This window comes from Burkholderia sp. NFPP32 (assembly GCF_900119325.1).
GTDB classification, from domain to species: Bacteria; Pseudomonadota; Gammaproteobacteria; order Burkholderiales; family Burkholderiaceae; genus Burkholderia; species Burkholderia pyrrocinia_C.
On sequence record NZ_FPJP01000005.1, the window covers coordinates 349,010 to 372,523 of the forward strand.

The window sequence follows — 23,514 nt, forward strand, 5'->3', positions numbered from 1 at the left end:
GTTAGAAAAGCGAGGCGAATGGGGACAGGATGGCGCTCAGCACGGCGTAGCCGACATTGACGAGCGGGCGCAGCCAGAAGTTCGTCAGCACGCCCGTCGCGACCAGCACGAGGACGATGATGAAACCGTACGGCTCGATGCGCGACAGCGCGATCGATTGCTTCGGCGGCAGCAGCGCCGCCAGGATGCGACCGCCGTCGAGCGGCGGCAGCGGAAACAGGTTCAGCACGCCGAGCACGAGGTTCGCGCTGACGCCGGCAAACGCCATCCGCGTGAAGAACGGCTCGTCGATGCCGAGCGCCGGCAGCACGAGGGTCAGCAGGCCCCAGATCAGCGCCTGCACGAAGTTGCAGGCCGGGCCCGCGAGCGCTACCCACAGGCTGCCCCAGCGCGGATCGCGCAGGTTGCCGAACGAAACCGGCACCGGCTTCGCATAGCCGAACAGGAACGCGCCGCCCGTCAGGAAATACATCGCGAGCGGGATCGCGATCGTGCCGATCGGATCGATGTGGCGCATCGGATTGAACGACACGCGCCCCATCACGTAGGCGGTGTTGTCGCCGAGCAGGCGGGCGGCGTAGCCGTGCGCGGCCTCGTGCAACGTGATCGCGAAGATCACGGGCAGCGCGTAGACGGCGATGGTCTGTATCAGGGAAGCATCCATATCGCGTTATTGTAACAAGCGCCCTCGCGCAAAAATTGGAACGTCGCGCGCTTACGCGGCCGAGAGTCCGAACGGTTCGAGCGCGCCGCGCCCCGCGCGCACGAGTTCCGGCGCGTCGCCGGTCAGGTCGATCACCGTCGACGGCTCGCGCGGGCACGCGCCGCCGTCGATCACGAGATCGACCTGTTTCTCGAGCCGCACACGGATGTCGTCGGGATCGTTGAGCGGCTCGTCGTCCGGCGGCAGGATCAGCGTCGTGCCGAGCAGCGGCTGGCCGAGCGATTCCAGCAGCGCGAGCGTGATCGCGTGATCGGGCACACGCAGCCCGATCGTCTTGCGCGACGGATGCGACAGCCGGCGCGGCACTTCCTTCGTCGCCTGCAGGATGAATACGTACGGGCCCGGCGTCACCGACTTGATCTGCCGGTACTGGCGGTTGTCGACCATCGCGAAGTTGGCGAGCTCCGACAGGTCGCGCACGAGCAGCGACAGGTGCCGTTTCTCGTCGAGGCCGCGAATCCGGCGCACCCGCTCGACCGCATCCTTGTCGTCGAGATGGCACGCGAGCGCATAGCTCGAATCGGTCGGCATCGCGATCACGCCGCCCTTGCTGACGATCTCGACGGCTTGCTTGATCAGGCGCGGCTGCGGATTATCCGGATGAATCCTGAAGAACTGGGACATGGAAGCAGGTAAAGAGGGAGAAGTCGGAGGCGCGCGTCGGCCACGACGCGGGCGGCGGGCAGCCGCCCGGCGTCAGAGCCAGCGCTCCCAGACCGGTGTCAGGTCGGACGGCAGCGGCGGCAAGCCGCCGAGCTCGACGCGGCCTTCGCCCGGCGCATGGAAATCCGAGCCTCGCGACACTTCGAAACCGAAGCGGCGGGCAACGTCCGCATATTCGCGGTACTGGTCGGGCGTGTGGCTGCCCGTGATGACCTCGATCGCGCGGCCGCCCAGCTCGATGAACTCGCCGAAGAACGCGTCGAATTCGACGGGCGTATAGCGGTAACGGCCCGGATGCGCGACCACGGCTTCGCCGCCCGCCGCGCGGATCCACCCGACCGCATCGGACAGCGCGGCCCAGCGATGCGGGACGAACCCGGGCTTGCCGTCGCCGAGCAGGCGGTCGAACACGTCGGACGTCGATTCGGCGTGGCCGTGCTCGACGAGAAACCGCGCGAAGTGCGTGCGCGAGATCAGGTCGGGATTCGATACGTACTTCAGCGCGCCTTCGTACGCGTCGGGGATGCCGAGCGTCGCGAGTTGCGCGCCGATCGCCCGCGCGCGTGCCGCGCGGCCGTGACGCGTGCGGTACAGGCCGTCGACGAGCGTCGGGTTCGCGGGATCGATGTTCAAGCCGACGATATGCACGGTGCGCGATGCCCACGTGACCGAAATCTCGACGCCGCTCAGGTAACGCATGCCGAGCGCTTCCGCCTCGCTGCGCGCCTCAGCCTGGCCGCCGATCTCGTCGTGGTCGGTCAGCGCCCACAGGGTCACGCCGCCGGCATGGGCGCGGCGCGCGACGTCGGCAGGCGACAGCAACCCGTCGGAAACATTCGAATGGCAGTGGAGATCAGCGTTCATTGTCGGCATGGCAGGTAAGGCTTCATTCTACTGCAATGCGGCAATTGCACCGCCAGCCTGCCCCGCCGCCGCCGTCGCAGACCTACGCGCAGAACGCCTCGATCAACGCCGCGATCTGCTCCGGCTGGTCGTGATGCACCATGTGGCCGGCATCCTCGACGAGCTTCTCGCGCCAGTCGGGGAACGCGTTGAAACGCGCCTTGAATTCCGGCAGCGGGATGTCGCCGGCGAGGTGCGCGAGCGTCGGCGAATTGACGGCCTCGACGTGCAGCACCTTCGCGCGCACCTGCGCCCAGGTGGCCATCACCTCGTCGAGCCGGTACAGCAGCGGCCCCGGCATCTTGTGCGCGGGGTCGGCCAGCAGGTGATAGAGGCCGTCGTCGCCGCGCTTCGACCAGTGCGCGGCGAGGAAGGCGGCGCGGCGCGGGTCGAGCCGCGGATTGGTCCTGGTCAGGCGCGCCGCCACGTCGTCGAGGGACGCGTAAGGGCGCAGCGCGGGCGGCTCACGCAGTTCGTCCAGCCAGCCGCGCAGCCGGCGCGGCGCCTGCTCGGCCCGCGCGGGCGCGAGCCCGAAACCCTCGAGGTCGACCACGCGCCGCACGCGTTCCGGCCGCGCGCCCGCATACAGGCACACGACGTTCGCGCCCATGCTGTGCCCGACCAGATTGACTTCGCCGGTCGGCGCATAGTGATCGACGAGCGCATCGAGGTCGCCCAGGTATTCGTGGAACCAGTAGTGGCCGCCGCCCTGCCGCGCGACCGGCCAGTCGGACAGCCCGAAGCCGCGCGCATCGGGCGCGATCACCTGCCAGTCGCCCGCGAGCGCATCGACGACGAACTGGAACGACGCCGCAACGTCCATCCAGCCGTGCAGCATGAACAGCGTCGGCGCATCGGGCCGGCCCCAGCGCCGCACATGCAGCTTCACGCCGCGCACCGTGACGAAATCGGAAACAGAACTCGACGCACTCATTGCAGCCGCCAGAAAAAAGAATGATCGTTCGATTATAGCGGCGGCGCCTGCGTTCAGGCGACCGGCATTCGAGGTCAAGCTCTAGCGGCCGAGTCGTTCAAGGCTTCGCCGAGGAACCGCCACCAGCAGGGCGCGCGGGCCGGCCCGGCAGACAACACGCAGCCGGACGCGATCCGGCTAACGCGCGGCGTTTCCGGCCGCTGCGTCCTGCGCGGCCAGTTCGTCGAGTTCGGCCTGCTCGAATCCGGCATCGCGACGCGCATCGAAGTTGAACGGGCCGCGCAGCCGCGGCGCATGGTATTGCTCGGCGAGCTGGCGATAGGCCGGCACCGGATCGCGGCCGGTTTCGTCGCACAGATACCGGAACCAGCGGTTGCCGATCGCGACATGACCGACCTCGTCGCGCAGGATCACATCGAGGATCGCGGCCGATGCATCGTCGCCCGCCTGTACGAGCCGCGCACGGATCGGCGGCGAAGCATCGAGCCCGCGGGCCTCGAGCGTGCGCGGCACGAGCGCCATGCGCGCCAGCACATCGCCCTTGGTCCGCTCGCACATCTCCCACAGCCCGTTGTGCGCGGGAAAATCGCCGTACGCATGCCCGAATGCTGCCAGCCGGTCAGACAGCAGCGTGAAGTGATAGGCCTCCTCGGCCGCGACCTTCAGCCAGTCCGCATAAAACGCATCCGGCAGGCCCGCGAACCGCCAGACCGCGTCGAGCGCCAGATTGATCGCATTGAATTCGATATGGGCGAGCGCGTGCAGCAGCACCGCGCGCCCTTCGGGCGAACGCATGCTGCGCCGCCCGAGCTGGCGCGGCTCGACCAGCGCCGGACGCACCGGGCGCCCGGGCAGGCCGGCCGGTTCGCGCAGTTCGAGCGACGGCGCGATCGCGGCCTGCCCGGCCAGCAGCGCGTCGTACAGCGAACGCACCTGCGCGGCCTTGGCCGCGGGTTCGGATGCGCGCAGCGCGTCGAGCGCGGCGTGGCGCACGCAGGCCGGCGCATGACCGAAAGAAGAAGACTCCATGCTCATAAACGGGGACACCCTGCATGCGTATCGCGGGAGCGCACGCACGCGACGGTTTACAATATGCGATCGTTCCGCGGCGCCATGCGCCGGGCAAACCGGACGCGCCATTCTACCGGCGCCCATCACCGAAGAGACAAGGAGACTCCGTGACGATCTACAAGCTGGGCGATACGGCCCCGACGATCCACGAAAGCGTATTCGTCGCCGATACGGCGGCCATCATCGGCAAGGTCGTGCTCGAGGAAAACGCGAGCGTCTGGTTCGGCGCGACGATTCGCGGCGACAACGAGACGATTGCCGTCGGCGCCGGCAGCAACGTCCAGGAAGGCGCAGTGCTGCACACGGACCCCGGTTTCCCGCTGACGATTGCCGAAAACGTGACGATCGGGCACCAGGCGATGCTGCACGGCTGCACGATCGGCGAAGGTTCGCTGATCGGTATTCAGGCGGTGGTCTTGAATGGAGCGGTCATCGGCCGCAACTGTCTGGTTGGTGCCGGCGCGGTCGTGACGGAAGGCAAGACGTTCCCGGACAATTCGCTGATTCTCGGCGCACCGGCGAAAGTCGTGCGCGAGCTGTCGGCGGAAGACATCGCGCGGCTGCGCGCGAACGCGAAGACATACGTCGAGCGGCGTGCGCATTTCAAGGAGCAACTCGTGCGGATCGGGTGATTCGCGCGGATTTCAAGGAAGAAGAGTGAGCGACCAGTTACAGAAATTCATGTTCAATGCGGCGCCCGTGCGCGGCGAGATCGTTTCGCTGCGCAATACGTGGCAGGAAGTGCTCGCCCGCCGCGACTACCCTGCCCCCGTGCGCACGGTGCTCGGCGAGATGATGGCCGCGTGCGCGCTGCTGTCCGCGAACCTGAAATTTCACGGCACCCTGATCATGCAGATCTTCGGCGACGGGCCGGTCCAGATGCTGGTCGTCCAGTGCGGCTCGGATCTGTCGATGCGGGCCACCGCGAAGTTCTCCGGCGACGCGGCGCAAACGATCGGAGACGACACGAGTTTCGCGTCGCTCGTCAACGCGAGCGGCCACGGCCGCTGCGTGATCACGCTCGACCCGGCCGACAAGCTGCCGGGCCAGCAGCCGTACCAGGGCATCGTGCCGCTGAACGGCGTCGACGGCCCGCTCGAATCGGTGTCGCAGGTGCTCGAGCATTACATGCACCACTCCGAGCAGCTCGACACGCGGCTGTGGCTCGCGGCCGATCGCGACCGCGCGGTCGGCATGCTGCTGCAGAAGCTGCCGGGCGACGGCGGCATCGTGCCGCGCAACGCAGAAACCGATATCGACACGTGGGAGCGCGTCTGCACGCTCGGCGGCACGCTGTCCGCGAAGGAGCTGCTCGAGGTCGAACCGGAAGTCGTGTTCCGCCGGCTGTTCTGGCAGGAGAACGTGCAGCACTTCGAACCGGCGGGCACGCGCTTCCAGTGCTCGTGCTCGCGCGAGAAGGTCGGCGCGATGCTGCGCATGCTCGGCCGCGACGAAGTCGACAGCGTGATCGTCGAGCGCGGCCACGTCGAGATCCACTGCGAGTTCTGCAACCAGCGCTACGAATTCGATCCCGTCGACGTCGCGCAGTTGTTCGCGGCGCCCGGCGTCGAGACCGGCATCGCGCCGGCGACCGGCCAGCGTCACTGAGCGGCGCGCCCGATGCCCGCCGTCCGGGCACGGGCGCATAATGACGCCCAAGCGCCGCACGCACGACGCCGAAGGCTCTACCTTCGGCGCAAGCCGCTTCCCGCCGTCGGCGCGCTGCAGGAGAAACACATGAACCGCCCGTTTCGCACCATCGTCCTGACGAGCGTTGCCGCCGGCACGCTCGCGCTTGCCGGCTGCGCGATGCCGCCGCCGTCCTCCACGATCCTGAGCCGCCTGCCCGAACCGGGCGCGTCGGGCGGCCAGCCGCCCGCGCTATCGAGCGCCGAACGCAAGCGCTACGACGAGATCGACCGGCAGGTGCTGCGCGAACAGAACAGCGCGATGGCGGCCGAGGCAGCCGCGCGCGCGTGGGCCTATTACTCGCCGCCGCCCGTGACCATCTATGGCGGGTATTACGGCGGATGGGGAAATCGCTGGGGAACGGGCATCGGCTACGGCTACCCGGGCTGGTGGTGGTAAGCGATCGCCCGGCCGATTGAACACCGGCAGGAAATAAAAAAGCGCGGCATTTCCCGCGCTTTTTCAATGGGTTCGTGCTGCCGCGCTCAGTGATGCGCGGCCTTGCCCTTGTCGCCGCCATGATGCCGCGACGGCTTCGCGATCGACTGCGGATTCGGCACGACACGCACCGGCGCCGCCGACACGGCACCGCGCGTCGACGTGTTCGAAGGCGTGTTGTTCAGCGGCACCGCCGGTGCATTCGGCGACACGAACTGCACGAATACTTCGCCGTCCTTCACCATGCCCATCTCGTAGCGCGCGCGCTCCTCGATGGCCGCGGTGCCGCCCTGCAGATCCTGCACTTCGCCTGCGGTCCGCTCGTTGCGCAGCTTCTCGTCCGCATTCTTCTGGAGCTGGTCGCCGAGCTGCTGACGCAATTCATGCACCCGCAGCCAGCCGCCGTGTCCCCACCATAGGGGGTACTGAATGAGCGCCAGCAAGGCAATCAGGACGACAGTGACAAGCCGCATGTAAGAGACGCAGATATAAGAAGCGCCGCTCCGCGCACGTGCACAGAGCGGCGTCGATATGACGAACCCGATATTAGCGCGTTAGCGCAGGTTATAGAAAGCCGATTTACCCGGGTAGCTCGCGATGTCGCCGAGATCTTCCTCGATGCGCAGCAGCTGGTTGTACTTCGAGATGCGGTCGCTGCGCGACAGCGAACCCGTCTTGATCTGACCGGCGTTCAGGCCGACCGCGATGTCCGCGATCGTCGAATCTTCCGTTTCGCCCGAGCGGTGCGAGATCACGGCCGTGTAGCCCGCGCGCTTCGCCATTTCGATCGCCGCGAACGTTTCGGTCAGCGTACCAATCTGGTTGATCTTGATGAGGATCGAGTTCGCGATGCCCTTCTCGATGCCTTCCTTCAGGATGCGCGTGTTCGTGACGAACAGGTCGTCGCCGACGAGCTGCACCTTCTTGCCGAGGCGGTCGGTCAGCAGCTTCCAGCCTTCCCAGTCGCTTTCGTGCATGCCGTCCTCGATCGACACGATCGGGAACTTGTCGGCGAGCGTCGCGAGGTAGTCGGTGAATTCGGCCGACGACAGTTGCAGGCCTTCGCCCGCGAGCTGGTACTTGCCGTCGTGGTAGAACTCGGATGCCGCGCAGTCGAGCGCAAGCAGCACGTCCTCGCCCGCGCGGTAGCCGGCCTTCTCGATCGCCTGCAGGATCGTCGACAGGCACTCGTCGTTGCTGCCGAAGTTCGGCGCGAAGCCGCCTTCGTCGCCGACTGCCGTGCTCATGCCGCGGTCGCTCAGGATCTTCTTCAGCGCGTGGAACACTTCCGCGCCGCAACGCAGGGCTTCACGGAACGTCGGCTGGCTGACCGGGACGATCATGAATTCCTGGATGTCGAGGCTGTTGTTCGCGTGCGCGCCGCCGTTGACGATGTTCATCATCGGCACCGGCAGCTGCATCGCGCCCGAACCGCCGAAATAGCGGTACAGCGGCAGGCCTGCCTCTTCGGCGGCAGCCTTCGCGACGGCCATCGACACGGCCAGCATCGCGTTCGCGCCGAGGCGCGACTTGTTGTCGGTGCCGTCCAGCTCGAGCAGCGTCTTGTCGAGGAACGCCTGTTCCGACGCGTCGAGGCCCATGATGGCTTCGGAGATTTCGGTGTTGATGTGCTCGACTGCCTTCAGCACGCCCTTGCCGTTGTAGCGGCCGGCTTCGCCGTCGCGCAGTTCGATCGCTTCACGCGAGCCCGTGGACGCGCCCGACGGCACCGCCGCGCGGCCCATCGTGCCCGATTCGAGCAGCACGTCGCATTCGACGGTGGGGTTGCCGCGCGAATCCAGAATCTCGCGGCCGATGATATCTACGATTGCACTCATGGGTTTCCTCTGAGAATGACGATGGATTCTTCAAACTGCGACGGCGTGCGTGCCGGCACCGCTTTCGCTACTGACGCGCGAAGCCGTCGCAAGGTTCATTCGATCTTTAATTGAAATCGTTTTCCAGGAACGGGTTGCGCTTCACCGCCTGGTCGAGCGTGACGAGCGTCTCCAGCAGCGCGCCCATCCGGTTCAGCGGCACCGCGTTCGGGCCGTCCGACTTCGCCTCGGCCGGATTCGGGTGCGTTTCCATGAAGAGGCCCGCGACGCCCGTCGCGACCGCGGCACGCGCGAGCACCGGCACGAATTCGCGCTGGCCGCCCGAGCTCGTGCCCTGCCCGCCCGGCAGTTGCACCGAGTGGGTCGCGTCGAATACGACGGGCGCGTTCGTTTCGCGCATGATCGCGAGCGAACGCATGTCCGACACGAGATTGTTGTAGCCGAACGAGACGCCGCGTTCGCACGCCATGAAGCGATCTTCCGACAGCCCCGCTTCACGTGCCGCGTCGCGCGCCTTGTCGATCACGTTCTTCATGTCGTGCGGCGCGAGGAACTGGCCCTTCTTGATGTTGACCGGCTTGCCCGAGCGCGCGCATGCGTGGATGAAATCGGTCTGGCGGCACAGGAACGCGGGCGTCTGCAGCACGTCGACGACCGACGCGACCTGCTCGATCTCGTCGATCGAATGCACGTCGGTCAACACCGGCAGGCCGAGCTGACGCTTCACCTCGGACAGGATCCGCAGGCCCTCGTCCATTCCGAGGCCGCGAAACGACTTGCCCGAGCTGCGGTTCGCCTTGTCGTAGGACGACTTGTAGATGAACGGAACGTTCAGCTTCGCGCAGATATCCTTCAGGCGGCCCGCCGTGTCGATCGTCATTTGCTCCGATTCGACGACGCAGGTACCCGCGATCAGGAAGAAAGGCTTGTCGAGACCAACCTCGAAATCGCACAGCTTCATGCTTTCACTCCGCGCGCTTGCTTGTTGGCGAGCGCGGCTTCGACGAACGACTTGAAGAGAGGATGACCGTCACGCGGCGTGGACGTGAATTCCGGGTGGAACTGGACGCCGACGAACCACGGGTGCATCGAGCGCGGCAGCTCCATCATTTCCGGCAGATCCTCGCTCGGGGTACGCGCGCTGATGATAAGGCCGCCGCTTTCGAGCTGGGGCACGAAGCGGTTATTGACTTCATAACGGTGGCGATGACGCTCGTTCACGTCCTTGCCGTAGATTTCTTCCGCCATCGTGCCGGGCTTGATCGGGCAGCGCTGCGAGCCGAGGCGCATCGTGCCGCCGAGATCGGATTCCTCGGTGCGCGTCTCGACCTTGCCGTCGCGGTCGTACCACTCGGTGATCAGCGCGACCACGCGTTCCGGCGTGTCCGGATCGAATTCCGTGCTGTTCGCCTGCTTCAGGCCGACGACGTCGCGCGCGAACTCGATCACCGCGAGCTGCATGCCGAGGCAGATGCCGAGATAAGGCACCTTCGCCTCGCGCGCATAGCGGATCGCCGCGATCTTGCCTTCGGTGCCGCGACGGCCGAAACCGCCCGGGACCAGCACCGCGTCGAGGTGCTTCAGGCTGTCGACGCCGTTCGTCTCGATCTCTTCCGAGTCGATGTACTCGATGTTGACCTTGGTCGACGTGTGCAGCGACGCGTGACGCAGCGCCTCGATCAGCGACTTGTACGATTCGGTCAGGTCGACGTACTTGCCGACCATGCCGATCGTCACTTCGTGCTTCGGGTTCTCCAGCTTCTCGACGAGCTCCGACCACATGCTCAGGTCGGCATCGTGCGGCGTCAGCTTCAGCTCGTCGCAGATGATCTTGTCGAGGCCCTGGTCGTGCAGCATCTGCGGAATCTTGTAGATGCTGTCGGCGTCCCACACCGAGATCACGGCGTCTTCCGGCACGTTCGAGAACATCGAGATCTTCTTCGATTCGTCGTCGGGGATGCGGCGATCCGCGCGGCACAGCAGCACGTGCGGCAGGATGCCGATCTCGCGCAGCTTCTGCACGCTGTGCTGGGTCGGCTTCGTCTTCAGCTCGCCGGCCGTCGCGACGTACGGCACCAGCGTCAGGTGCACGAAGCACGCGCTGTTGCGGCCGAGGCGCAGGCTCATCTGGCGCGCGGCTTCAAGGAACGGCAGCGACTCGATGTCGCCGACCGTGCCGCCGATCTCGACGATCGCGACATCCGGCTCGCCGCAGGTGGCCGATGCCGCCCCGCGCTCGATGAACGCCTGGATTTCGTTCGTGATGTGCGGAATGACCTGCACGGTCTTGCCGAGATAGTCGCCGCGGCGTTCCTTGCGGATCACCGATTCGTAGATCTGGCCGGTCGTGAAGTTGTTGGCCTTGCGCATCTTCGTGCTGATGAAGCGCTCATAGTGGCCGAGGTCGAGGTCCGTCTCCGCTCCGTCTTCCGTCACAAACACTTCGCCGTGCTGGAACGGGCTCATCGTGCCGGGGTCGACGTTGATGTAGGGATCGAGTTTGAGGAGGGTGACTTTCAGACCGCGCGATTCGAGGATCGCGGCGAGGGAAGCGGCGGCAATACCCTTGCCAAGGGAAGAAACTACGCCGCCGGTGACGAAAACATATTTGGTCATCGCTGGATGCTCGCGGGAAAAACGGATTATACCGTAAAGCCCGCCCTTTTCTCAGCAACTGACGCGATGATCGCGCCCTTTCGGGCGGACCCGCGCCAACCGTGCGCCGGGGGCGCACCGGCCGGCCGGTCGGCGCGGCCGCACCCGCCGCGGCGCATGCCGGACCGCCGGACGGAGCGTCAGGCGCGCTTCGCGAGCGGGGCGCCGCCCTGCGACACACCGCCCTCTTCCGCCTTCAGCGAATTCAGCATCCGCTGCAATGCACGGGCGGTCTCGAGCGGCCGCTCCATCGGGAACAGGTGGCTGCCCTCGAGCCATTCGACGCGGCCGCGCGCCGCCCGGCGCGTCGCGTCGAGCCCGACCTGCCGCACCTCGCGCGAACGCGTGCCGGCGAGAAAACCGATCGGCACCGGCGCGCCGTGCGCGAGCCGCGGGCCGAGCGTGTGCGGCAGCGTCCGATAGATCAGGTATTCGACCTGCCGGTCGAACGCGAGCGCACGCTCGCCGTCGGCACCGGCCTGCGGAATGCCGTAGTCGATGTAGTCGGCCAGCATCCGTTCGTCCCAGCGCGCGAACGCGGGCTTCTCGCGGAAATGCCGCCAGACTTCGTCGCGGCTCACCCAGTGCGTGCGCCGGTTGCGGGTCGCGGCGGCCGGCGACAGCCGCTCGTCGAGCCCCGCCCACTGGCTCGCGCGCAACGCGCCCGCACGCCAGCCCGCGATGATCGGCGAATCGATCATCACGACGCCGCGCACCCATTGCGGCTTCTTCAGCGCGGCCATCAGCGACAGGTAGCCGCCGAGCGAATGGCCGACGAGCCAGACCGGACGCTCGTAGCGGCTGCCGATGTCGTCGAGCAGTTGCTCGACGAGATGCGGCCAGTCGCGCGTCACCGGGTAGCGGCGGTCGTGGCCGATCCGCTCGATGTAGCGCAGCTCGTAGTCGTCGGCCAGCTCGGCGAAGATCGTCCGGTACGTCGACGCCGGAAAGCCGTTCGCATGCGAGAAGTGGAGGATGTCCTTCAAACGCCGATGTCTCCTTTGTCGACGGGAGTATGTACTTCAGCACTTACTCCCGTCCCGTGCTTCGCGTTCTGCCGGGCCCGTGCTTCCGCACTTTGCGCGAGCCTATGCATTCTTTATGAACCGGCCGTCGCCCCGCTCAACGGTCCATCCAGTACCGTCGCCGTACATCGCGATAGCGCTCGAATGCAAACCCACCGTCGGCCGGCGCGACGTCGAACCGTACGGCGCCGTCGCGATCGGTGCGCGGCAGCGGAATCCCGCGTGCCTCGTAGCGCGCGAGGACGGTCCGGTGCGGATGTCCGAACCGATTGCGATAGCCTACAGGAAATACCGCGACGCGCGGCCCGACCGAGTCGAGGAAAGGCTCGACCGACGACGTGCGGCTGCCGTGGTGCGGAACGACCAGGATCTGAGCGGCCAGCGCGTCGCGCGCGGCGTCCACGAGCTGGCGTTCGGCGCGTGCTTCGATGTCGCCCGTCAGCAGCGCGGACGTGCTGCCCGCGTCGATCCGCAGCACGCACGATTGCCCGTTCGACGCGCCCGTGTCCGGGCCGCCCGATGGCCAGAGCATCGTGAAGACGACGCCGTCCCAGGTCCAGCGCTGCCCGGCCGCGCACGGCAGCCGGTCGGCGACGCCGGCGGCCGTCGCGTCGCGCCATAGCCGGTTCTTCGACGGAATGCCGGCCAGCAGCTGGCGCACGTCGGCTGCCGCATAGACGGCCGGCGCGCCGCCCGCGTGATCGGCGTCCGCGTGACTGAGCACGAGCGAATCGATCACCGCGATGCCGCGCGAGCGCAACGCCGGCGCGACGATCCGCGCACCGGCATGCGTCGACTCCGCGCCCGGCCCGGCATCGAACAGCAAGGTTCGGCGCGCAGTCTCCACCAGCACCGACGCGCCCTGCCCGACGTCGAGCACGGTCAGCCGGAAGCCGCCCGGCGGCGGCGCATCGGGTGCCGGCGCGACGAGCGGCAGCCACGTGAGCGGCGCCGCCCAGCGCAACGGCCAGCCGCGCGGCATCAGCGCCCATGCGACACCCACGCACGCAAGCGCCAGCACGGGCCAGTCGGGCATGCGCAGCCAGAACACGCCGGCCGGCCAGTCGGCGAGGTGCCCGAGCAGCGTCATCATCGGTTCGAGCACCGCATGCGCAAGCCGGAACGCATACGCATCGAGCGGCGCGGGCAACGCGATGCCGGCCAGCACGATCGGCGTCACGACCGTGCTCACCCAGGGAATCGCGAACGCATTACCGAATGGGCCCGACAGCGAAATCTGCGCGAACCACGCCGCCGTCAGCGGTGCGAGACCGATCGTCACCGCATACTGCACGCGCGTGGCCTCGGCGATACGGCGCACGGCGCGCGTACCCCACGCGCGCAACCGGCTCGACAGGCCGGCCGTGTCACTGCCCTCCTCGCCTTGCTCGTCGACCTCACGCGCCGCGCGCCAACCCGCAACGGTCAGCAGAATAACGGCGACCGCCCCGAACGACAGCCAGAACCCGGCAGACAGCACGGCCCACGGATCGGCGAGCAGCACGCTGCCGAGCGCCGCGCACAGCACCGCCGACGTCGGCACGCTGCGCCCGGCCAGATACGCGATGCCGCCGGCCGCGATCATCCACCACGCACGCTGCGCCGGCACGTTGAAACCGGCGAGCGCCGCATAGCCGGCCGCGGTCGCCAGCGCGGCAAGAGATGCCGCATACGGAGCCGGCAACACGAGCGTCGCGGCCCGCGCACGCCAGCGCAGGCGGCGCCAGACCATCGACACGAGCCCGCCCGCGATCGCGCCGACAAGCCCGACGTGCAGGCCGGAGATCGCGACCAGATGGCTCGTACCCGTGTTGCGCAGCACGCGCCAGTCGTCGTCGCCGATGCCGGACTGGTCGCCGATCGCGAGCGCGGCGACGATGCCGCGATGGCCGGCGTCGACACCGAGCGTCGCGCCGATGCGTGCCCGCAGCGCATCGCGCAGCCGATCGATCGATGCACGCCAACCCGACGCGTGCGCATCGAGCAATACCGACCGCCGCGGCGCGCTGACGTAACCGATCGCGCGAATGCCTGCGGCGAGCCACGCCGCCTCGCTGTCGCGCACGCCGGCATTGGCCTCGGCGTGCGGGCGCTTCAGGCGCGCGACGAAGCGCCAGCGCTGCGCGGCACGCAGCTCGGGAAGCGGATCGCGTGTCGCGGACGCGCCATACGCGCGCCACGACAGCCGGACCAATGGCGGAAAACGGGCCAGCCCCGCATCGTTCGACTCGACCGCGAGCAGCAGCCGCGCGCCCGTCTCGTCGACGACGGGCAGCCCCCGGACCACGCCGGTGACGACGATGTCGCGCCCTTCCCAGTCGACGGGCAAGCTGTCGTGCAGCCGCCACTCGGCCCGTGCCGCCGCGTAACCGAACCCCGCCGCGCAGGCCGCGAATGCGCACGGCATCCATCCGAGCACGACGATCGTGCGCGTGCGCCGGCGGCGCATGCACCACGCTCCCAGCGCCGCGCAACCGGCAAACACGGCCGCACCGGCCGCCCATGCGATCGCGCCCGGCAACGCCGCCTGCCGCTGCAGCACGACGACGCCGAGCGCGAACGCGATCCACCACACGCGCATCGCGCCTCCTCGTCGACCTGGCGCCGCCATTGCGAATGCGGCGCTTTCCGGCAACGATTATGCGGACGAAAGCGCGAGTCGCGGCAGCGCGGCGAGCGCGTTAGCCGAAGTGGATAGGCCGAGTGAACTGGCGTCGAGACCGCGCAGTTCGGCGAGCACGTCGCCGATGCGCGGCACCTGGTCGGGCGTGTTGCGGGATCTGTACGCCCATTCGGGCGCGATGTCGGGCGCATCCGTCTCGACGACGATCGCGTCGAGCGGCAATTCCGTGGCGAGCCGGCGGATCTGCAACGCGCGCGTGAATGTCACGTTGCCGCCGAAGCCGAGATGCAGCCCCTGCGCGAGATACGCTTCGGCCTGCTGAAAACTGCCGTTGAATGCATGCGCGATACCGCGCCGCACGCCGAAGCGGCGCAGCCCCGCGAGCACGCGGTCCTGCGACTTGCGCACGTGGCACAGCACGGGCAGGTCGAATTCGCGCGCCAGCTTCAGCTGCCCCTGGTAGAAGAACTGCTGCCGGTCTTCGTCGAGTCCCGGCACGAAATAGTCGAGGCCGATCTCGCCGATCGCGACGAAGCGCGGATCGTCGAGGCTCGCTTCGATCTCCATGCGCAGCCGGTCGAGATCCTCGTCGCGCGCGTGCGGCGTATACATCGGATGGATGCCAAGCGCATAGACGGCACCCGGCGTGCGCTGCGCAAGTTCGCGCACCGTCGTGAAGTTGTCGCGCCCGATGCTCGGGATCACGATGCGCGACACGCCGGCCGCGCGTGCCGCCTGCGCGACCGCGTCACGGTCGGCGTCGAACTCGGCGGCATCGAGATGGCAGTGCGTATCGATCCACATGACGGCATTCCTGTACCCCTCGCGCCGCGCCGGGACGAACCCGGCGGCCCGGCCAGGGGCGTTCGCTTACACCGGCAGCGCCGGCTCCTCGTGCAGCACGCCGTCGCGCAGCCGCATGATGCGGTCGCAGCGCGCGGCGAGATCGGGATCGTGCGTGACGATCACGAAGCTCGTTTCGAGCGTCTCGGACAGTTCGAGCATCAGGTTGAACACCGTGTCTGCCGTCGTGCCGTCGAGGTTGCCGGTCGGCTCGTCGGCGAGCACGCACGCGGGCTTCGTGACCAGCGCGCGCGCGATCGCGACACGCTGCCGCTCACCGCCCGACAGTTCGCCCGGCCGGTGCTTCGCACGCGGGCCGAGACCGACGCGTTCGAGCATCGCCTGGGCCTGCGCGCGCGCGTCCTCGGTCGTCATCCGGCGGATGCGCAGCGGCATCGCGACGTTGTCGAGCGCGGTGAACTCGGGCAGCAGGTGATGGAACTGGTAGACGAAGCCGAGCGCGCGGTTGCGCAATTCGTTGCGCTCGCGCTCGGCGAGTTGCGTAAACGGCTTGCCGAGCAGCGACACTTCGCCTGCGCTCGGTTCGTCGAGCCCGCCCAGCACATGCAGCAGCGTGCTCTTGCCGGAACCCGACGCGCCGACGACCGCGAGCTTCTCGCCGCGCCGCACCGTCAGCTCGGTATTGTTGAGCACCTGCACGTTGAAGCCGCCCTGCACGAACGCCTTCGTGATCCCGCGCGCCTGAAGCACGTATTCCTGCATACCTGCCGAATCCTGTCTGTTGTGTTGTTCTGAATCCGCGAATGCGGTTGCGCGGTCATTCATAGCGGAGCGCCTCCGCCGGCTTCACCTTCGCGCCGCGCCAGCTCGGATAGAGCGTCGCGACGGCCGACAGCGCGAACGCGATCAGGCCGATCCGGATCACGTCGCTCGCGACGAGTTCGGACGGCAGCTCGCTGATGAAGTACACGGACGGCGGCAGGAACTGCACACCGAACAGGTGCTCGATCATCGGGATCAGCCAAGGGATGCTCCACGCGATCAGGCAGCCGAGCGCGACGCCCGACGCCGTGCCGACGAAGCCGATCGTCACGCCCTGCACGACGAAGATCTTCATGATCGACCCCGGCTGCGCGCCGAGCGTGCGCAGGATCGCGATGTCGGCCTGCTTGTTGGTCACGGTCATCACGAGCGACGACACGAGGTTGAACGCGGCCACCGCAATGATCAGCGTCAGGATGATGAACATCATCCGTTTCTCGATCTGCACGGCCGAGAACCACGTCTTGTTCTGCTGTGTCCAGTCGCGGATGTACAGGCTGCCCGACAGCGTATGCGACAGCTCGACCGCAACCTGCGGCGCCTTCTGCATGTCCGTCAGCCGCAGCCGCACGCCGGTCGGCGCAGCCATCCGGAACAATGCCTCGGCATCGCGGATGTTGATCATCGCGAGCGTGCTGTCGTATTCGTAGTGGCCCGACTCGAACACGCCGACGACCGTGAACTGCTTCAGGCGCGGCATCATGCCGGCCGGCGTGATCGAGCCTTCGGGCGCGACCAGCGTGACCTTGTCGCCGACCGTCACGCCGAGGTTGCCGGCGAGCGCGTCGCCGAGCACGATGCCGAACTGGCCCGGCACGAGCGCACCGAGCTGCCCGGCCTTCATGTCCTTGCCGATGTCGGATACCTGCGGCTCGAGCGTCGGCTCGACGCCGCGCAGCATCACGCCGCTCACCGCGTCCTGGCGCGTGAGCAGCGCCTGCGCGTCGACGTACGGCGCCGCGCCGACCACCGACGGATTGCGGCGCGCTTCCTGCGCGGTCAGTTGCCAGTCGGGCATCGAGCCCGTCGGCGAGAACACCTCGACGTGCGCGAGCACCGACAGCATGCGGTCGCGCACCTCCTTCTGGAAGCCGTTCATCACCGACAGCACGACGATCAGCGCCGCGACGCCAAGCGCGATCCCGAGCATCGACACGAGGGCGATGAAGGAAATGAAGCCGTTGCCGGTCGTGCGTTTGCCGGCGCGCGTATAACGCCAGCCGATCTGCCATTCGTACGGAAGTTTCAAGCGAATCCTTTCTACTGGTTACGGCGGGAAGGCGCCCCGCGGCCGGACCGCCGCCCGGCGGCGGCCACCGGCCCGGGCGCGGTCGAAAAACGGCCGCCGGACGCGAACGGGCCGTCTGCCGGCCCGATCACGCGCGCAGTTTGCCATACAATGCGCACCATCATGCACGACCGACGCCTCCATTTTCTCGTTCCGTTCGCGCTGCCGTCGGCGGCCGATGCGGCCTCGTCCCTGCACACGCTGGACAGCCCCGCGCTCGAAAAGTTGCTCGCCCGTGCGAGCCTCGTCGAGCGCGTGGCCGGCGAGGACTTCCAGCGCACGCTGCCGCACGAGCGCTGGCTGGCCCGCCAGTTCGGCGCGACCCAGGGCAACGCCGCGGACGAGGCGCCGCTCGCGCCCTACATGTTGCTGGCGGACGGCGGCGAACCCGGCGCGCAAGCATGGGCATGCGTCGAGCCCGTGCACGTCGAAATCGCGCACGATCACCTGGTGCTCGTCGATCCGGCGGCGCTCGCGCTCGACGACGGCGACGCGGCCGCGCTGCTCGCGGTCGCGCGGCCGCTGATCGAGGAGCTCGGCGTACGGCTCGAAGCGCCGAACCCCGCGCGCTGGTACCTGTCGAGCGAACAGCTCGCACGGCTCGCCGGCGCCGCGCCGCTGCGCGCAAGCGGCCGCAACATCGAGATCTGGCTGCCGCACGAGGCACACACGGGCGAACGCTCGCGGATGTGGATGAAACTGCAGAACGAAGTGCAGATGGCGTGGTTCCAGCACCCGGTCAACGAAGCCCGCGAGGCGCGCGGCCTGCCGGCCGTCAACTCGATCTGGTTCCATGCGCAGGGCACGCTGAAGCCGGTCGGCAAGCCGTTCGCGCGCGTGCTGTCCGCATCGCCCGCCGCGCTCGGCCTCGCGCGCGCCGCGCAAGCCGAAGCCGGCCCCCCACCCGCCTCGTTCGGCGCGCTGCCCGCCGGCGACGGCGCGACGCTCGTCGAACTCCCCGCGTTGACCACCCCATTCATCGAACAGGACTGGGCGCGCTGGCACGACGGGCTCGCCGCGCTCGAGCGCGACTGGTTCGCGCCGGTGCTCGCCGCGCTGCAAAACGGCGCGCTCGCCAGCGTCGAATTCACGCTGTGCGGCGATACGAGCTCCGTGACGCTGCACGCGACGCGCGGCGACCTGCGCAAGTTCTGGCGCCGCCGTGCGCTCGCCTCCCTGTTCGAATAACAAGCAGACCCCGAATGACCCGGATCGTTACCCGCCCCGTCGCGCCCGCCGACGCCGAAGTGCTCGCGCGCCACGGCCTGCATCCCGTCCTCGCGCGCCTGTACGCGTCGCGCGGCGTGCAGTCCCCGACCGACATCGAGACCGCGCTCGCGCGCCTCGTCCCGCCTACCGAACTGAAGGGCTGCGCCGACGCGGCGTCGCTGCTCGCCGACGCGATCGCCGACAAACGACGCCTGCTCGTCGTCGCCGACTACGACTGCGACGGCGCGACCGCCTGCGCGGTCGCGGTGCGCGGCCTGCGGATGTTCGGCGCGCAGATCGACTACCTGGTGCCGAACCGCTTCGAATACGGCTACGGCCTCACGCCCGAGATCGTCGAGCTCGCGGCCGCGCGCAAGCCCGACCTGCTGATCACCGTCGACAACGGGATCGCGAGCGTCGCGGGCGTCGAAGCCGCGAACGCGCGCGGCATCGACGTGCTCGTCACCGACCACCACCTGCCCGGCGACGCGCTGCCCGCCGCCCGCGCGATCGTCAACCCGAACCAGCCCGGCTGCGCGTTCCCGAGCAAGCACATCGCCGGCGTCGGCGTGATGTTCTACGTGCTGCTCGCGCTGCGCGCCGAGCTGCGCCGCCGCGGTGCATTCGCGAGCAAGGAAGCCGAGCCGCGTCTCGACGGCCTGCTCGACCTCGTCGCGCTCGGCACCGTCGCCGACGTCGTGCGGCTCGACGGCAACAACCGCGTGCTCGTCGCGCAGGGGCTGCAGCGCATCCGCAACGGCCGCATGCAGCCGGGCATCGCCGCGCTGTTCCGCGCCGCCGCGCGCGAAGCACGCACCGCGTCGGGCTTCGACCTCGGCTTCGGCCTCGGTCCGCGGCTCAACGCCGCGGGGCGGCTGTCCGACATGTCGCTCGGCATCGAATGCCTGATCACCGACGACATCGGCCGCGCGTGGGATCTGGCGCAGCAGCTCGACGTGATGAACCGCGAGCGCCGCGAGATCGAGGCCGGCATGCAGCAGCAGGCGCTCGCCGATCTCGCCGACGTCGACCCGGCCGACGCGTGCACGATCACGCTGTTCAACCCCGAATGGCACCAGGGCGTGATCGGCATCGTCGCCGGGCGGCTCAAGGAAAAATTCCACCGCCCGTCGTTCACGTTCGCGCACGCGGACGACGAAGGCAAGCGGGTCAAGGGATCGGGCCGGTCGATCGCCGGCTTCCACCTGCGCGACGCGCTCGACCTCGTGTCGAAACGCGAACCGGACCTGATCGTCGCGTTCGGCGGCCATGCAATGGCGGCCGGCCTCACGCTCGATACCGAGAACGTGCCGCGCTTCGCGGCCGCGTTCGAGGCCGTCGCACGCGAATGGCTGTCCGACGACGCGCTCGCCCGCGTGATCGAGACCGACGGCGAACTCGAGGACGCTTACTTCACACCGCAGTTCGTCGGGCTGCTCGACGAAGCCGTCTGGGGGCAAGGTTTTCCGGCCCCGCTTTTCTCGGGCGAATTCGACGTCGTGTCGCAATCGCTCGTGAAGGAAAAACACCTGAAGCTGCAGCTTGCACGCGGCCGCCAGCGCTTCAACGCGATCTGGTTCAACCACACCGAGCCGCTGCCGGCGAGCGCGCTGATCGCGTATCGCCTCGTCGCCGACACGTGGAACGGCGTCACGCGCGTCCAGTTGATCGTCGAACACGCGGCCGGCTGAGCGCGGGCCGCCCGGCCCGCGATGCCCGCCGATGCATGCACGCCGCACCGGACGGGGCCGCGGCACGCGTGCGAGCACCGTTCGCGTCACCGGGCAACCCTGCCGATCGGCTATAATTCCGCTTTTTTACGAAGCAAGAAAAGCGAACGATCATGGAAGCGGAACGTCTCAACGCGATCGAAAGCTCCCTGCTCGACCTGCGCAACCGCGCGGGCGAGCTCCGGGGGTATCTTTGACTACGACGCCAAAGCTGCGCGTCTGATCGAAGTCAACAAGGAACTCGAAGATCCGAACGTCTGGAACGATTCGAAGAACGCCCAGGCACTCGGCCGCGAGAAGAAGCTGCTCGAAGGCGTCGTCACGACGCTGACGGCGCTCGATAGCGACCTGCGCGACGCGCTCGACCTGTTCGAGCTGGCCCGCGAGGAAGGCGACGAGGACACGCTCGTCGCATCGGAAGACGACGCCGCGAAGCTCGAGGCACGCGTTGGCGACATCGAGTTCCGCCGGATGTTCTCGAACCCGGCCGACCCGAACAACTGCTTCATCGACATCCAGGCCGGCGCCGGCGGCACCGAGGCGTGCGACTGGGCGTCGATGCTGCTGCGCCAGTACCTGCGCTACTGCGAACGCAAGGGCTTCAAGGCCGAAGTGCTCGAAGAGTCCGACGGCGACGTCGCCGGCATCAAGAACGCGACGGTCAAGGTCTCGGGCGAATACGCATACGGCTTCCTGCGTACCGAAACGGGCATCCACCGTCTCGTGCGCAAGTCGCCGTTCGATTCGTCGGGCGGCCGCCACACGTCGTTCTCGTCGGTGTTCGTGTATCCGGAAATCGACGACTCGATCGAAGTCGAGATCAACCCGGCCGACCTGCGCATCGACACGTACCGCGCCTCGGGCGCCGGCGGCCAGCACATCAACAAGACCGACTCGGCCGTGCGGATCACGCACATGCCGACCGGCATCGTCGTGCAGTGCCAGAACGACCGCTCGCAGCACCGCAACCGCGCGGAAGCGATGGCGATGCTGAAGTCGCGCCTGTACGAAGTCGAGATGCGCAAGCGCCAGGCCGAGCAGGACAAGCTCGAATCGAGCAAGACCGACGTGGGCTGGGGCCACCAGATCCGCTCGTACGTGCTCGACCAGAGCCGCGTGAAGGATTTGCGCACGAACGTCGAAATGAGCAACACCCGCGCGGTGCTCGACGGCGATCTCGACGACTTCATCAGCGCGAGCCTCAAACAGGGCGTGTAAGCGTCGCGGCGCGGCCTGGCCAGGTCGCGCCGCCCTTGCCCTGCCCGTTTGCGTTGCCGCACCCACTCCGAATTCCGACCATCATGACCGAACCGACCCAAACGCAGCCCGCCGTCGCAGCGGACGAAAACCAGATCATCTCCGAGCGCCGCGAGAAGCTGCGCGCCTTGCGCGAGCAAGGCGTCGCCTACCCGAACGATTTCCGGCCGACGCACCACGCGGCCGATCTGCAGGTGAAATTCGCCGACTCGGACAAGGCCGCGCTCGAAGCGAACCCGGTCGAGGTATCGGTCGCCGGCCGCATGATGCTCAAGCGCGTGATGGGCAAGGCGAGCTTCGCGACGGTGCAGGACGGGTCGGGCCAGATCCAGTTCTTCGTGACGCCGAACGACGTCGGCGCGGAAACCTACGACGCGTTCAAGAAGTGGGACCTCGGCGACATCGTCGCCGCGCGCGGCGTGCTGTTCCGCACCAACAAGGGCGAGCTGTCGGTCCAGTGCAAGGAGCTGCGCCTGCTGTCGAAGGCGCTGCGTCCGCTGCCGGACAAGTTCCACGGCCTCTCCGACCAGGAAATGCGCTACCGCCAGCGCTATGTCGACCTGATCGTCACGCCGGAAACGCGCGACACGTTCCGCGCACGCACCAGGACGATCGCGTCGATCCGCAAGTTCATGGATTCGGCCGACTTCATGGAAGTCGAGACGCCGATGCTGCACCCGATCCCGGGCGGCGCGGCCGCGAAGCCGTTCGTCACGCATCACAATGCGCTCGACATGCAGATGTTCCTGCGCATCGCGCCGGAGCTGTACCTGAAGCGCCTGATCGTCGGCGGCTTCGAGCGCGTGTTCGAAATCAACCGCAATTTCCGGAATGAAGGCGTGTCGCCGCGTCACAACCCGGAATTCACGATGATGGAGTTCTACGCCGCGTACACCGACTACCGCTGGCTGATGGACTTCACCGAGCAGCTGATCCGCCAGGCGGCGATCGACGCGCTCGGCACCGCGACGATCCAGTACCAGGGCCGCGAGCTCGACCTCGCGAAGCCGTTCCATCGCCTGACGATCACGCAGGCGATCCAGAAGTACGCGCCGCAGTACACCGACGGCCAGCTGTCGGACGACGCGTACCTGCGCACCGAACTGAAGCGCTTCGGCGTCGACGTCAAGCAGCCGGCGTTCCTGAACGCGGGCATCGGCGCACTGCAGCTCGCGCTGTTCGAGGAAACGGCCGAAGCGCAGCTCTGGGAACCGACGTTCATCATCGACTACCCGGTCGAGGTGTCGCCGCTCGCACGCGCATCGGATACGGTGCCGGGCATCACCGAGCGTTTCGAGCTGTTCATGACCGGCCGCGAGATCGCGAACGGCTTCTCGGAGCTGAACGACCCTGAAGACCAGGCCGCGCGCTTCAAGAAGCAGGTCGAGCAGAAGGATGCGGGCGACGAGGAAGCGATGTTCTTCGACGCCGACTACATCCGCGCGCTCGAATACGGGATGCCTCCGACCGGCGGCTGCGGGATCGGCATCGACCGCCTCGTGATGCTGCTGACCGACAGCCCGACGATCCGCGACGTGCTGCTGTTCCCCCATCTGCGCCGCGAAGACTGACGGCCGCGCCCGCGTGTGCGCCGCGCCCTGCGGCGCGCACGCATCAGCTTTGTAACGACGCGTAAATCCCGCCAGCCGGCGTCCGCCGGCCTTCGATCCTCCCCCGTTTTATTCCCTCGTCGCGACGGCCTGCCCCGGGTTTTCCCGGTAACGATCGCCCACGCCCCGCTGCAATTCGTTACACCTTGATACGGCGCGCCCGTCGCCGGTCGACGACACTCCTTTTGCGTCACCACGCATGAGCACGGGACCAGAACAAGGCGCCGGAAC

Annotated in this window: 21 protein-coding genes; 7 read left to right on the plus strand and 14 right to left on the minus strand. The window is 67.9% G+C overall.

What is annotated here, in order from left to right; translation table 11 throughout:
- Position 1: 1 nt before the first annotated feature.
- The 5 genes from BT264_RS13335 to BT264_RS13355 form a co-directional block, all read right to left on the minus strand.
- A complete protein-coding gene (locus BT264_RS13335; protein ID WP_072437011.1) occupies positions 2 to 664 on the minus strand; it encodes a site-2 protease family protein in 663 nt (220 codons plus the stop codon).
- A gap of 51 nt (positions 665 to 715) precedes the next feature.
- Positions 716 to 1,348 (minus strand): L-threonylcarbamoyladenylate synthase, encoded by a 633-nt coding sequence (locus BT264_RS13340; RefSeq protein WP_072437010.1) that lies wholly within the window; start codon positions 1,346 to 1,348, stop codon positions 716 to 718.
- A 72-nt stretch (positions 1,349 to 1,420) separates the two neighbouring features.
- Entirely contained in the window at positions 1,421 to 2,251 is an 831-nt protein-coding gene (locus BT264_RS13345; RefSeq protein ID WP_072437250.1) for a 3',5'-nucleoside bisphosphate phosphatase, read from the minus strand.
- Positions 2,252 to 2,333: 82 nt separating this feature from the next.
- Positions 2,334 to 3,224 (minus strand): alpha/beta fold hydrolase, encoded by an 891-nt coding sequence (locus BT264_RS13350; RefSeq protein ID WP_072437009.1) that lies wholly within the window; start codon positions 3,222 to 3,224, stop codon positions 2,334 to 2,336.
- A gap of 177 nt (positions 3,225 to 3,401) precedes the next feature.
- Positions 3,402 to 4,259, minus strand: coding sequence for a ferritin-like domain-containing protein (locus BT264_RS13355; RefSeq protein ID WP_072437008.1), 858 nt, complete (start codon positions 4,257 to 4,259; stop codon positions 3,402 to 3,404).
- Between the two features lie 143 nt (positions 4,260 to 4,402).
- Between BT264_RS13355 and BT264_RS13360 the strand changes: the two genes are divergently transcribed.
- The 3 genes from BT264_RS13360 (at position 4,403) to BT264_RS13370 (ending at position 6,383) form a co-directional block, all read left to right on the plus strand.
- The gene (locus BT264_RS13360) at positions 4,403 to 4,927 is read left to right on the plus strand and encodes a gamma carbonic anhydrase family protein (RefSeq protein WP_034183575.1); all 525 of its coding nucleotides are present in this window, start codon (positions 4,403 to 4,405) and stop codon (positions 4,925 to 4,927) included.
- A 25-nt stretch (positions 4,928 to 4,952) separates the two neighbouring features.
- Positions 4,953 to 5,903, plus strand: coding sequence for an Hsp33 family molecular chaperone HslO (gene hslO, locus BT264_RS13365; RefSeq protein ID WP_034183574.1), 951 nt, complete (start codon positions 4,953 to 4,955; stop codon positions 5,901 to 5,903).
- A 129-nt stretch (positions 5,904 to 6,032) separates the two neighbouring features.
- A complete protein-coding gene (locus tag BT264_RS13370) occupies positions 6,033 to 6,383 on the plus strand; it encodes a hypothetical protein (protein WP_072437007.1) in 351 nt (116 codons plus the stop codon).
- Between the two features lie 86 nt (positions 6,384 to 6,469).
- Here BT264_RS13370 and ftsB read toward each other — a convergent pair whose 3' ends face one another.
- The 9 genes from ftsB to BT264_RS13415 all read right to left on the minus strand — a co-directional run bounded on the left by ftsB (position 6,470) and on the right by BT264_RS13415 (position 17,438).
- Positions 6,470 to 6,895 carry a cell division protein FtsB gene (gene ftsB, locus BT264_RS13375; RefSeq protein ID WP_034183572.1) on the minus strand — a complete coding sequence of 142 codons (426 nt, stop codon included), beginning with the start codon at positions 6,893 to 6,895 and terminating at the stop codon, positions 6,470 to 6,472.
- A gap of 81 nt (positions 6,896 to 6,976) precedes the next feature.
- Positions 6,977 to 8,260 carry a phosphopyruvate hydratase gene (eno, locus tag BT264_RS13380; RefSeq protein WP_011352544.1) on the minus strand — a complete coding sequence of 428 codons (1,284 nt, stop codon included), beginning with the start codon at positions 8,258 to 8,260 and terminating at the stop codon, positions 6,977 to 6,979.
- A gap of 106 nt (positions 8,261 to 8,366) precedes the next feature.
- Positions 8,367 to 9,221, minus strand: coding sequence for a 3-deoxy-8-phosphooctulonate synthase (kdsA, locus tag BT264_RS13385; protein WP_072437006.1), 855 nt, complete (start codon positions 9,219 to 9,221; stop codon positions 8,367 to 8,369).
- Entirely contained in the window at positions 9,218 to 10,876 is a 1,659-nt protein-coding gene (locus BT264_RS13390; protein ID WP_034183570.1) for a CTP synthase, read from the minus strand. Before BT264_RS13390 ends, kdsA begins: the two co-directional genes overlap by 4 nt.
- Before the next feature lie 179 nt (positions 10,877 to 11,055).
- Positions 11,056 to 11,901: an alpha/beta fold hydrolase gene (locus BT264_RS13395; protein ID WP_072437005.1), complete on the minus strand. Its 846-nt coding sequence runs from the start codon at positions 11,899 to 11,901 to the stop codon at positions 11,056 to 11,058.
- A gap of 136 nt (positions 11,902 to 12,037) precedes the next feature.
- Positions 12,038 to 14,521: a DNA internalization-related competence protein ComEC/Rec2 gene (locus BT264_RS13400; protein WP_072437004.1), complete on the minus strand. Its 2,484-nt coding sequence runs from the start codon at positions 14,519 to 14,521 to the stop codon at positions 12,038 to 12,040.
- Positions 14,522 to 14,578: 57 nt separating this feature from the next.
- Positions 14,579 to 15,367 carry a TatD family hydrolase gene (locus tag BT264_RS13405; RefSeq protein WP_072437003.1) on the minus strand — a complete coding sequence of 263 codons (789 nt, stop codon included), beginning with the start codon at positions 15,365 to 15,367 and terminating at the stop codon, positions 14,579 to 14,581.
- A gap of 66 nt (positions 15,368 to 15,433) precedes the next feature.
- Positions 15,434 to 16,192 carry a lipoprotein-releasing ABC transporter ATP-binding protein LolD gene (gene lolD / locus BT264_RS13410; protein ID WP_371287048.1) on the minus strand — a complete coding sequence of 253 codons (759 nt, stop codon included), beginning with the start codon at positions 16,190 to 16,192 and terminating at the stop codon, positions 15,434 to 15,436.
- Positions 16,185 to 17,438: a lipoprotein-releasing ABC transporter permease subunit gene (locus BT264_RS13415; RefSeq protein WP_034183566.1), complete on the minus strand. Its 1,254-nt coding sequence runs from the start codon at positions 17,436 to 17,438 to the stop codon at positions 16,185 to 16,187. The genes lolD and BT264_RS13415 overlap by 8 nt, the downstream gene beginning before the upstream one ends.
- A gap of 162 nt (positions 17,439 to 17,600) precedes the next feature.
- Here BT264_RS13415 and BT264_RS13420 point away from each other — a divergent pair, with 162 nt between their 5' ends.
- From BT264_RS13420 to lysS, 4 genes are all read left to right on the plus strand, one after another.
- Positions 17,601 to 18,665: a regulator gene (locus BT264_RS13420; protein ID WP_110281342.1), complete on the plus strand. Its 1,065-nt coding sequence runs from the start codon at positions 17,601 to 17,603 to the stop codon at positions 18,663 to 18,665.
- A 14-nt stretch (positions 18,666 to 18,679) separates the two neighbouring features.
- Positions 18,680 to 20,377 (plus strand): single-stranded-DNA-specific exonuclease RecJ, encoded by a 1,698-nt coding sequence (recJ, locus tag BT264_RS13425; RefSeq protein WP_047898487.1) that lies wholly within the window; start codon positions 18,680 to 18,682, stop codon positions 20,375 to 20,377.
- Positions 20,378 to 20,529: 152 nt separating this feature from the next.
- A protein-coding gene (gene prfB / locus BT264_RS13430) for a peptide chain release factor 2 (protein ID WP_110281339.1) occupies positions 20,530 to 21,634 on the plus strand; the annotation gives its coding sequence in 2 pieces (ribosomal slippage) (positions 20,530 to 20,610 and positions 20,612 to 21,634; 1,104 coding nt in all).
- Positions 21,635 to 21,717: 83 nt separating this feature from the next.
- Positions 21,718 to 23,244, plus strand: a complete 1,527-nt coding sequence (gene lysS, locus BT264_RS13435; protein WP_072437001.1) for a lysine--tRNA ligase — start codon at positions 21,718 to 21,720, stop codon at positions 23,242 to 23,244.
- Positions 23,245 to 23,514 lie beyond the last annotated feature (270 nt).